General features: G+C 46.4%; 8 protein-coding genes, 2 rRNA genes and 2 pseudogenes (1 of these 12 only partly in view). 10 read left to right on the top strand and 2 right to left on the bottom strand.

Going from position 1 to position 10,595, the window contains the following annotated elements:
- The 3 genes from AC0VYG_RS20840 to AC0VYG_RS20830 all read left to right on the top strand — a co-directional run.
- Positions 1 to 2,655 (top strand): 23S ribosomal RNA (locus AC0VYG_RS20840); it begins 230 nt to the left of the window's first position.
- Between the two features lie 218 nt (positions 2,656 to 2,873).
- Positions 2,874 to 2,988, top strand: a 5S ribosomal RNA gene (rrf, locus tag AC0VYG_RS20835).
- 452 nt (positions 2,989 to 3,440) lie between these two features.
- Positions 3,441 to 3,581 (top strand): hypothetical protein, encoded by a 141-nt coding sequence (locus tag AC0VYG_RS20830; protein ID WP_475429800.1) that lies wholly within the window; start codon positions 3,441 to 3,443, stop codon positions 3,579 to 3,581.
- A gap of 349 nt (positions 3,582 to 3,930) precedes the next feature.
- Here the strand turns inward: AC0VYG_RS20830 and AC0VYG_RS20825 are convergent, their stop codons facing one another.
- On the bottom strand, positions 3,931 to 5,424 hold the full coding sequence (locus tag AC0VYG_RS20825; RefSeq protein WP_475429799.1) for an acetyl-CoA hydrolase/transferase family protein: 1,494 nt from the start codon (positions 5,422 to 5,424) through the stop codon (positions 3,931 to 3,933).
- Between the two features lie 358 nt (positions 5,425 to 5,782).
- On the opposite strand from AC0VYG_RS20825, the pseudogene AC0VYG_RS20820 reads away from it, so the two are divergent.
- The 7 genes and pseudogenes from AC0VYG_RS20820 to AC0VYG_RS20790 form a co-directional block, all read left to right on the top strand.
- Positions 5,783 to 6,610 (top strand): annotated as a pseudogene (locus AC0VYG_RS20820) (IS91 family transposase); the annotation flags it as partial.
- 463 nt (positions 6,611 to 7,073) lie between these two features.
- Positions 7,074 to 7,535, top strand: coding sequence for an FmdB family zinc ribbon protein (locus AC0VYG_RS20815; protein WP_475429798.1), 462 nt, complete (start codon positions 7,074 to 7,076; stop codon positions 7,533 to 7,535).
- Positions 7,536 to 7,591: 56 nt separating this feature from the next.
- On the top strand, positions 7,592 to 7,846 hold the full coding sequence (locus AC0VYG_RS20810) for a hypothetical protein (protein WP_475429797.1): 255 nt from the start codon (positions 7,592 to 7,594) through the stop codon (positions 7,844 to 7,846).
- Between the two features lie 94 nt (positions 7,847 to 7,940).
- Complete coding sequence (locus tag AC0VYG_RS20805; protein ID WP_475429796.1) at positions 7,941 to 8,297, top strand: hypothetical protein; 357 nt, start codon at positions 7,941 to 7,943, stop codon at positions 8,295 to 8,297.
- Between the two features lie 38 nt (positions 8,298 to 8,335).
- Positions 8,336 to 8,611 (top strand): annotated as a pseudogene (locus AC0VYG_RS20800) (DUF7710 domain-containing protein).
- 106 nt (positions 8,612 to 8,717) lie between these two features.
- On the top strand, positions 8,718 to 9,353 hold the full coding sequence (locus AC0VYG_RS20795; RefSeq protein ID WP_475429795.1) for a hypothetical protein: 636 nt from the start codon (positions 8,718 to 8,720) through the stop codon (positions 9,351 to 9,353).
- 158 nt (positions 9,354 to 9,511) lie between these two features.
- On the top strand, positions 9,512 to 9,826 hold the full coding sequence (locus AC0VYG_RS20790) for a hypothetical protein (protein WP_475429794.1): 315 nt from the start codon (positions 9,512 to 9,514) through the stop codon (positions 9,824 to 9,826).
- A gap of 255 nt (positions 9,827 to 10,081) precedes the next feature.
- Here AC0VYG_RS20790 and trxC read toward each other — a convergent pair whose 3' ends face one another.
- Positions 10,082 to 10,501 (bottom strand): thioredoxin TrxC, encoded by a 420-nt coding sequence (trxC, locus tag AC0VYG_RS20785; RefSeq protein ID WP_199478403.1) that lies wholly within the window; start codon positions 10,499 to 10,501, stop codon positions 10,082 to 10,084.
- Between the last annotated feature and the right edge of the window lie 94 nt (positions 10,502 to 10,595).

The raw sequence follows: 10,595 nt of genomic DNA, 5'->3' as shown, positions 1-10,595 counted from the left end.
TCCCTGAGTAGCGGCGAGCGAAAGGGGATTAGCCCTTAAGTGGCTTTGGTGTTAGTAGAAGATTCTGGAAAGGATCGCTGTAAAGGGTGATAGCCCCGTATACGAAAACGCCTTAGACATGAAAACGAGTAGGACGGAACACGTGTTATTCTGTCTGAAGATGGGGGGACCATCCTCCAAGGCTAAATACTCCTGACTGACCGATAGTGAACCAGTACCGTGAGGGAAAGGCGAAAAGAACCCCTGTGAGGGGAGTGAAATAGATCCTGAAACCGTGTACGTACAAGCAGTGGGAGCGGACTTGTTCCGTGACTGCGTACCTTTTGTATAATGGGTCAACGACTTATTTTCAGTAGCAAGCTTAACCGCATAGGGTAGGCGTAGGGAAACCGAGTCTTAATAGGGCGTTTAGTTGCTGGGAATAGACCCGAAACCGGGCGATCTATCCATGAGCAGGTTGAAGGTTGGGTAACACTAACTGGAGGACCGAACCCACGTACGTTGAAAAGTCCGGGGATGACTTGTGGATAGGAGTGAAAGGCTAATCAAGCTCGGAGATAGCTGGTTCTCCTCGAAAGCTATTTAGGTAGCGCCTCGCGTATTGCCACTGGGGGTAGAGCACTGTTTGGGCTAGGGGGTCATCCCGACTTACCAACCCCATGCAAACTCCGAATACCAGTGAGTGTTAGCGCGGGAGACACACGGCGGGTGCTAACGTCCGTCGTGAAAAGGGAAACAACCCAGACCGTCAGCTAAGGTCCCAAAGTTACAGTTAAGTGGGAAACGATGTGGGAAGGCTTAGACAGCTAGGAGGTTGGCTTAGAAGCAGCCATCCTTTAAAGAAAGCGTAATAGCTCACTAGTCGAGTCGGCCTGCGCGGAAGATATAACGGGGCTCAAACTGTACACCGAAGCTACGGGTTCATCTTAGGATGAGCGGTAGAGGAGCGTTCTGTAAGCCGTTGAAGGTCAAGCTGTAAGGCAGGCTGGAGGTATCAGAAGTGCGAATGTTGACATGAGTAACGATAAGGGGAGTGAAAAACTTCCCCGCCGGAAGACCAAGGTTTCCTGTCCCATGTTAATCAGGGCAGGGTGAGTCGGCCCCTAAGGCGAGGCAGAAATGCGTAGTCGATGGGAAACAGGTTAATATTCCTGTACTTATGTATATTGCGATGGAGAGACGGAGAAGGCTAGGCCAGCACGGCGATGGTTGTCCGTGTTTAAGGTAGTAGGTTGAGGAATTAGGCAAATCCGGTTCCTCTTAAGACCGAGAATTGATGACGAGCCCTCTTTTGGGTGAAGTGGTTGATGCCATGCTTCCAGGAAAAACTTCTAAGCTTCAGATATACATGAACCGTACCCCAAACCGACACAGGTGGTCAGGTAGAGAATACCAAGGCGCTTGAGAGAACTCGGGTGAAGGAACTAGGCAAAATGGTACCGTAACTTCGGGAGAAGGTACGCCGGCCGGTGTGAAGGACTTGCTCCGTAAGCACTAGTCGGTCGAAGATACCAGGCCGCTGCAACTGTTTATTAAAAACACAGCACTCTGCAAACACGAAAGTGGACGTATAGGGTGTGACGCCTGCCCGGTGCTTGAAGGTTAATTGATGGGGTTAGCGTAAGCGAAGCTCTTGATCGAAGCCCAAGTAAACGGCGGCCGTAACTATAACGGTCCTAAGGTAGCGAAATTCCTTGTCGGGTAAGTTCCGACCTGCACGAATGGCGTAATGATGGCGGCACTGTCTCCACCCGAGACTCAGTGAAATTGAAATCGCAGTGAAGATGCTGTGTATCCGCGGCTAGACGGAAAGACCCCGTGAACCTTTACTATAGCTTCACAGTGAACTTTGAACCTACTTGTGTAGGATAGGTGGGAGGCTTTGAAGATAGGACGCCAGTTCTATTGGAGCCAATCTTGAAATACCACCCTGGTATGTTTGAGGTTCTAACTCAGGTCCGTAATCCGGATCGAGGACACTGTGTGGTGGGTAGTTTGACTGGGGCGGTCTCCTCCCAAAGAGTAACGGAGGAGCACGAAGGTGTGCTCAGCATGGTCGGAAATCATGCATAGAGTGTAAAGGCAAAAGCACGCTTAACTGCGAGACAGACACGTCGAGCAGGTACGAAAGTAGGTCTTAGTGATCCGGTGGTTCTGAATGGAAGGGCCATCGCTCAACGGATAAAAGGTACTCCGGGGATAACAGGCTGATACCGCCCAAGAGTTCACATCGACGGCGGTGTTTGGCACCTCGATGTCGGCTCATCACATCCTGGGGCTGAAGCCGGTCCCAAGGGTATGGCTGTTCGCCATTTAAAGTGGTACGCGAGCTGGGTTTAGAACGTCGTGAGACAGTTCGGTCCCTATCTGCCGTGGACGTTTGAGATTTGAGAGGAGCTGCTCCTAGTACGAGAGGACCGGAGTGGACGAACCTCTGGTGTTCCGGTTGTCACGCCAGTGGCATTGCCGGGTAGCTATGTTCGGACGGGATAACCGCTGAAAGCATCTAAGCGGGAAGCCTCCCTTAAGATAAGATCTCACTGGAACATAAGTTCCCTAAAGAGCCGTTCGAGACGAGGACGTTGATAGGTTGGGTGTGTAAGTGCTGTGAGGCATTGAGCTAACCAATACTAATTGCTCGTGAGGCTTGACCATATAACACCAAAGTGGTTTTACTGGAGATGGTTCCTGACCATTCCAGCACTTCCTCCTTCCATGGAGGTCGTAAGACACACAAAAGACACAGAATACGATCCGGTTTAACGCTTGATTGTCGCTATTTCAAAATGAATTGTTAACAGAGACAAGTAAACGAATTTGCGAGTTATGGACAGGAAAACACAAAGCCGCCATAACAAACGCAAGCCAGTTTTCTTGATGATCATAGAGGCATTGAACCACCTGATCCCATCCCGAACTCAGAAGTGAAAAGTGCCATCGCCGATGGTAGTGTGGGAGATCCCATGTGAGAGTAGGTCGTTATCAAGATTTTAAATAGGAAGCCCTGATAGCTTATGCAGTCAGGGCTTTTTTTCGTCTCAAGAAACGCTGTAAACCATCAGCCGTGTTGAACCACCTGATCCCATCTCGGAACTCAGAAGTGACTCTTTTTTCGCCGCAGGCGCTTGCCATCGCCGATGGTAGTGTGGGCTTGGTTGAATTAGAAAGTCATGTGAGAGTAGGTCGTTATCAAGATTTAATTTAAGAAGGCCCTGATAGCTATGCTATTGGGGCTTTTTTTCGTCTCAAGAAAATCTAAAAAAGTAAAAGGGGGGAGTCAACCTCCCTAAAAATTAGACACACCTTGCTATCGTATTCGCTTGCGCCTGTTTCGCAGGCTCAACGCGTCTGCGGGAACCCAATAGCAAGGCGACGATTAATCTGAGTTAATCTTTTCAAAGATAGAGTGTGAGATCAAGGGTTCCATCTCGAACTCAGAAGTGACTCTTTTTTCGCCGCAGGCGCTTGCCATTGCCGATGGTAGTGTGGGCTTGGTTGAATTAGAAAGCCATGTGGTTGGCAATATTCAGAAGGAACCAGCCAAAGACGCCAAAGGTGCTGCGAAGCAGGATAACGCATAGCGTTAGATCCGTGAGGTCGTTAACAATATTTAATTTGAGAAAGCCCTGATAGCTTATGCTGTCAGGGCTTTTTTTCATCTGCAAAAAATCTAAAAAAGTAAAAAGGGGAGTCAACCTCCCTAAAAATTGGGTTCGGGCCCGTGAGGGCGTCTCTTGCCGTTCCTAAAGCACCCGCATTAGCCTTTTTAAATCTATTATTCGCTTGCGCCTGTTTCGCAGGTTCAACGCGTCAGGGCGAATTCAATCGCAAGGTGGTCGTTAGTTTCCTCAATGTATTCCGATTTATCTTTTCAAATAATGAGGAGAGTAAACTTCCATGAAGTCGCCACCTCGGGTTCTGCTGTTTTAGTTAAAGTAATTTCATTGTGCCATTTTTCTCTAGGTTGATGTGCCAGCTAAAAGCCTCATCTAGAAGGTGTGGTGTATGGCCACCACGAGCGCAAGCACGTTCGAAGTAGTCGAGCATTTGGTTGCGATAGTCTGGGTGCACGCAGTGTTTGATGATTTGCACCGCACGTTCACGAGGAGCTAAGCCACGAAGGTCAGCAAGACCTTGTTCTGTCACCAGAATATCCACATCATGTTCGTTGTGATCCACGTGACTGGCCATGGGGACAACGCTTGAGACCGCACCATCTTTGGCGATGGATTTGGTTACGAAGATGGCCATGTTGGCGTTACGGGCAAAGTCGCCAGAGCCACCGATACCATTCATCATTCGAGTGCCGCAGACGTGTGTGGAGTTCACGTTACCATAGATATCAAACTCCAGTGCGGTATTGATGGCAATAATGCCAAGGCGACGCACAATTTCAGGATGATTGGAGATTTCTTGCGGACGTAGAATCAATTTATCTTTGTAATTTTCAAGGTTATCAAAGACTTTTGAGTTCATACGTTCTGATAAGATGACAGAACAGCCAGAGGCAAACGTCATTTTACCAGCATCAATCAAGTCAAATGTCGAATCCTGTAGAACCTCTGAGTACATGGTAAGGTCGGTAAAATCCGAATCCAATAAGCCCATCATCACCGCATTGGCGATATTGCCGATGCCCGCTTGTAGTGGCCCTAGATTTGGCGCTAGGCGTTTTTCAGCTACTTCGTTTTCAAAAAATGTGACGAGGTGTTTGGCGATGGCTGCTGTGTCTTCATCTGGCGCACCAACTGTTGAGTAAGAGTCGTGTTGGCTAGTGAAAACAATTGCCGCAATTTTTTCCGGTGGAATTGGAATCGCTGTGCTGCCAATTCGGTCATCCACTCTAACCAGCGGTACCGGCGTGCGTGTTGGACGGTAGGATGGTATGTAGATGTCGTGTAATCCTTCAAGCTCTGGTTTATGCGACGTGTTGATTTCGACAATCACCTGTTTAGCAAAAATGGAAAAGCTTGCTGAGTTACCTACAGAAGTCGTTGGCACAATATGACCTTCTTCTGTAATCGCAATGGCTTCGATAATGGCAATATCTGGCAGTTTTAACTGGTGGTTACGAAGCTGTTCAACGGTTTCAGAAAGGTGTTGGTCAATAAACATGACTTCGCCATTGTTAATGGCTTTGCGTAATGTGGTATCCACTTGAAAGGGCATGCGGCGCGCTAAGCTACCAGATTCGGTCAGAATTTTATCAAGGTCATTCCCCAGTGATGCCCCCGTCATTAAGTTGATTTTTAGCGGGTGCTCTTTTACTCGCTCGGCCAGTGCTTTAGGAACGGCCTTGGCTTCCCCTGCACGGGTAAAACCACTCATGCCCACGGTCATACCGTCTTTGATAAATTCACTTGCTTGCTCAGCTGACATGATTTTTTCATGTAAACCTGCATGTCTAATTCGCTCTAATTGCATCCTGAAACCTTTATGCTGTTTTTATTAATTAGGATCTACTTTAGATAATATAAATCGCTCTGTAGCCAGTTCTCTGGGCTAGACCAAGATACCGATTCTCTAGACATCGGTTTTGGCTAAAATTTATATTACGGATAAAAATGAAGAGTTGACCTACTATAATCCTTCTGCTTTAGAGAGTAAGTTAGACATAAGTCTGAGATTCGGGAGGTGAATGTTGATTATATGCTTAGATAGCGCAATCAATGGGGGCGTTGATTGCTCTTTACGCAAAATTCTTAACATCAATGAGACTGATCCTATTGGTATTCAGGAATCAATCTCGGATCACGATTAGCCTATACCAGCCCACCTTGCTACGCTTCCGCATGCTTTAAATGATTGGGTTGGTCGACACGGTCGAACGCTTTATGGTGCGCTGTTTCACTCGGCATGGCGCTCTCTTAATGGGTTAGCGGATAGAAAATATCATGGTCAAGCAGGGATGACCTGTGTGTTACATACATGGGGACAGAACTTGTCTCGCCATGTTCATCTGCACTGTTTGGTTCCCGCAGGTGTTTTAACTGGTAAGGACTGGAAGCCGATCCATAAAGGGTATTTTTTGCCCGTTAAGCTCCTCTCAAATCGTTTTAGAGGCACGATGGTGAGTCAACTACGCCAAGCGTATGAGCAAGGGAGATTATCGACGATTGAAAAGGCAACGCTGGATGGCACGCTGAGCCATTTAATGAGTCATCCATGGGTCGTTTATTGCCAATCCGCATTAGAATATCGAGAGACCTTAGTCAGCTACTTAGCTCGTTATACTTATCGGGTTGGATTAAGCAATCATCGTCTTGAATCATGGAAAGACAATCAGGTGACCCCGTCCTATTTTGATAACAAAGCCAATAAAGCAAGCCGATTGTCACTGGAGCCGGAGGAGTTTATTAGGCGTTTTCTTCTGCATGTCTTGCCCAAAGGATTTATGCGTATTCGTCATTATGGTTATTTATCGAATGCCATAAAAAAGCGATCTTTGGAAAAGACAAAACGACAGAGTGATGAACGAAACAAGAAGTCTGTAAAAGTGGAGATGGACACTGCGCCAATGGGGTGGTGATGCCCAGCGTGTTGTGAACCTAATGTGGTTTATCTTGGGGAGATAAAATATTACCCTCAGTTGGGCTTGAATAGTCGTTAACAGACTCAGGCATAAATACATTGCCTTGAAAGCGGATCAGGTCATGGAGCCTGAGGATCGAGTATTGCCTAATGCTTAGGATTCGAGTAAAAAGAGTCATACTGTGATAAAAAATAAACGTAAATCCCGCCTAAATGTTGGGAATATCCCTTAGTAAGGGAGAAAAAGCACTGCGATATTAACAGGGACGTCGCCAATTCTGAAAAAGCAAATCCCCTATAGATAACGCGGCCGTTCAACAGACGGTTATAGCCATGGCTTCGCCACTGTATAACCACTTAGTAGTTATAAGCCTTAAGAAAGTATGAGAACGAGATATATAGACGAAGGATATCCACTATTGCATTGGGCAACCTCTATTGAGGCAATCTGCCCAAAGTGTGGTGATGTAGGTGTAATCGACGGCAATCCTATGTGGAGGAATTGGCGTGCAACATTTCTATGCCACAGCTGTTCACACTCTATGAAAACCGAGCGTGATGGTTGGCATGGTCCAGTTCTTGGTATAGGTAAACGTCCCTGTCGTTCTTGTGGCCACAAGTGGGTTCGGGTAGAGAAAGAATTTGAAGATGCCTCAAAAATCAAGTCAGAGTCTGCAAAAACAAAGTGTCCACAATGTAATTCAGAAAACGAAGTCTCCCTCGAATTTACACGCATGGAGCCATCTGATCATGCAATCGAGCCGTTCTTTGGTCTTGAGTTGGCGCTAAAAGAACTAACACGCCATGGCTCTGTTTGGGTTTATGGTGCTGAGCATCTTAGGCACCTAAAAGAATACACAGCGGCTCAGCATAGGGTGGCAAGCGGCACCAAGTGGTCATACTTCACGAGACTCCCCAAATGGGTAAAGGCAGCAAAGAATCGAGAAGCAATATTAAAAGCAATCACAAAATTGGAGCAGCGGCTTATAACAAAGTGCTGCTAGGGACAAACCTACGCCGCGCTTCGGTTTGCCCCAGAGCAAGGCGTCTATGAGATCACGTGAGAATTGAAATGGCAGCAAGTGCTGGTGAGCTTTACGAGACGATGAAAGTTCGGTTGGGGATGCAAGTCGAAGGCGTCACTAATCCACGTTCAGCAGTCAAAACCGCGACTCGAGATTTGTTCGAAAAGCTGTCCAAAATTGACTCAAACGAAGAGATCGAGGTCAGTTTTAGCGAAGCCTCGGCAGCAAAGTACGTTCGCGTGTTGACTGGGGAAGTTCTTGCGGAGATCCCAAGAGAACGAAACTCATAACAAGGCCATTAAGTCTGTTCCAGGCTGATGGCCCTCCACCGGACGCCCTTGTCAGGGCGCCGCTTATGGCTGGTGTTAGGCTCAAAGAGGTTTCATGCCTAGATCGAAATGGAAATTGCATTTGGATTCTTCATCGCTTGAATCCGCCAAAAAAGTGGTGAATTCATGCATTCGAGAGTTTAATCGTCCGCCGATGGAGACATTGCTCGAGCCTTATCAAAAGGGCGGTTACATAGCACGGTTGGAGCTCTATCACTCTGATAATTTTTCATGGCCAGAGATTGTGTGTGAGGTAACTGAGTTTGGCCAAAAGCTTGGTAGCGGTTGGCGTCTATACGGTAATATTAAGGATGAGTCTAATGCAGTTATCGATAAGCTCAGTGGCGCCCACATCAGAATTCCTGGATTGCAATGGGCTGAATGGTTGGTACTAAATGAACTCCAAGCGTAACTGGCCCACTGACCACGGCGTTCTCTAGAAGGTAGCTAATGAGTACAGAAGATATTTGGGTATTTCATGGTGAAGGTGCGAGATTTTCTGGAGGTGTATTTACTAGCTTGGAAAAGGCCGAGGCTTGGATCTTTAAACATTCATTGTCAGGTCTTTTGACTGCGTATCCAAAAGATGTTTGATCATATGACTGGTGTGTAGATAATGGGTTCTTTACACCAAAGAAAGAAGCGCACAAATCTTCACAGTTTGTTGGTGGTTTTACTTCTGCACATCAAGAACATTATCACTATGAAAATGGCACCAAAGAATAACAAACGCATGAAATATAGCGCGTTTAAAGAGACCGCTTCGCGGTACGCGCTGGACTCGCAAGCTCGCCATTTATGCGGGCGTTAAGAATCAAAGGATTTCGAGCATATGCCAAATTTAAAAAACTCAATAATCTCGGAAATTCTGAACAATCTGAATTACGGGGATTTTTGTAGAGAAGACTTTACAACACACTTTCCTGACGGCTCTTCTACATTGGCTAAATTGGTTTTTTCTTCTCTTCCGAAGTATGAATTCGTAATTGAAGAACATGTTACGGGTGGCAATAGATTTGCTGTAGCGCTAATGCAGCAGCCTGAACCTGAAAGAAAAAAAGTCATTCGTACTATGGAGAGTCCTGGCGATTATAGAAACGACGAGTATCACACGCATAATGACATATCAGATGCGGTTGATCGCGTGACCTACTGGGTCAAGAATATCAGAGAGGATTTAATTCACTCAAAGGATGCAGTGAGAACCACCATTGATGATATAACTGCCGAATTTCAATCAAGTATTGACGAAAATATTGAAAATCCTGAACAATATTTTCAAGATCAAGAAAAGATTGACTTGATTGCAAAGCTTGATGAGCTTCAAAAGAGAGTTGAATCACTTGAGGCTGAAATGGGCATTGATCCTAAACAGGCCGAAGTGATAGAAACTGCCATTGAGAAGAGTAAGACGGACGTGGATCTATACCCCAAAGGAGTCTGGTATAAACAGCAGGAACTAAACTAATAAAGCTATTTAAGGAAGCGCTGAAGACTAATGAGGGGCGTGAAATAGCTTCAGATATTATAAAAAAATTAATATCGTAAATGCTTAACAAACGCTTCCAGCCTGACGCCAAAACCTCCGGCTTCGGCGCAGCTGAAGCTGGCATTAGAAGGAAAGACATGGATACGGCATTCCGGCACCTTCATATGCCAAGTGATCTGGCGTGTGAGTTTCTGGCGGTGTTTGCTCGGATGGAGTATGCACTAAAAGCGACAAGATTCGCGCTTCGGAATCGAAACGATGTTTCTGCCTCGTGGGATCGATTTGCCAATGAGGCTCATGAACGGTTCCATGCTGAAACCAGTGAGGAGTTGAAAGCAGCCGTTGATTTTCTTTGGAGCTTTCCTCCCGTAAGCAGTTCCTTGCTGATGATGAGCGAGTTCGCTTTCGAAATTTTGAAATCGATCCAGCGCAACGCCAACTTCAGCAACTGATACTGATGGTTCGAACCGTTAGAAATAATCTATTTCACGGTGGCAAACACCTCCCAGATGGTGAATCGGAACCAGGGCGGAACGAAAGGCTAGTTCGCTCATCGTTGGATTTACTGCGGGAATGTGCCCAGTTGGTAGATGATGTACGAGAGGCCTATGACCGATAGCCCTTCTAACAAGGCCAAGCAACGTGACATCGTGCAAAGGTCTCTCTATTAAATTATTTATCTAATCTGTTATTGCAGCGAAAAGTGTCTAGATATTCTGATTAATCCATTGTTCTAATTGGGCTTCTGGTAGCGCTCCACTTAGACGGTTTATTTCTTTGCCGCCTTTAAAGACGATCAGTGTTGGGATGCTGCGGATGTTGAATTGCGCACTAATACGTTGGCATTGTTCGGTATCGACTTTGGCAAACAAAGCTTTTTCTGAGCGTTCCGCAAGGCGACTAAAAACTGGCCCCATCATTTTGCATGGTCCGCACCATTCAGCCCAAAAGTCGACCACGATTGGCAAATCGGTATTGGCAATGTATTGCTGGAAATTTTGTTCTGTGAGGTTTACGGGGTGAGTGGTATGCAAAGCGCTTTTGCATTTACCGCATTTGCCTGCTTTATGGGATTTGCCCTCAGGGATGCGGTTGGTGGTGAAGCAGTGTGGACACGCGATATTCATAGTGTGTCTCCTATTAGAATATACTAATGTAAATGGGATGGGATTACCGAAATTCAAGGGTGAGACGCAAGTAAAAAAGGCTCTGATTGGGTCG

The sequence above is a fragment of the Marinomonas sp. 63XJN7_7_ISO-PGPR-S23-202 genome, from assembly GCF_056173505.1.
The sequence above is the reverse complement of the archived record's forward strand: the minus strand, read 5'-3'. Positions and strand labels throughout refer to the sequence as shown.

What these genes read in the sequence shown, in the direction of transcription:
- AC0VYG_RS20805 (WP_475429796.1), top strand. Translation starts at nt 7,941, where the DNA reads ATGCCTAGATCGAAATGGAAATTGCATTTGGATTCTTCATCGCTTGAA.
- trxC (WP_199478403.1), bottom strand. Translation starts at nt 10,501, where the DNA reads ATGAATATCGCGTGTCCACACTGCTTCACCACCAACCGCATCCCTGAG.
- AC0VYG_RS20815 (WP_475429798.1), top strand. Translation starts at nt 7,074, where the DNA reads ATGAAAACCGAGCGTGATGGTTGGCATGGTCCAGTTCTTGGTATAGGT.
- AC0VYG_RS20825 (WP_475429799.1), bottom strand. Translation starts at nt 5,424, where the DNA reads ATGCAATTAGAGCGAATTAGACATGCAGGTTTACATGAAAAAATCATG.
- AC0VYG_RS20790 (WP_475429794.1), top strand. Translation starts at nt 9,512, where the DNA reads ATGGATACGGCATTCCGGCACCTTCATATGCCAAGTGATCTGGCGTGT.
- AC0VYG_RS20795 (WP_475429795.1), top strand. Translation starts at nt 8,718, where the DNA reads ATGCCAAATTTAAAAAACTCAATAATCTCGGAAATTCTGAACAATCTG.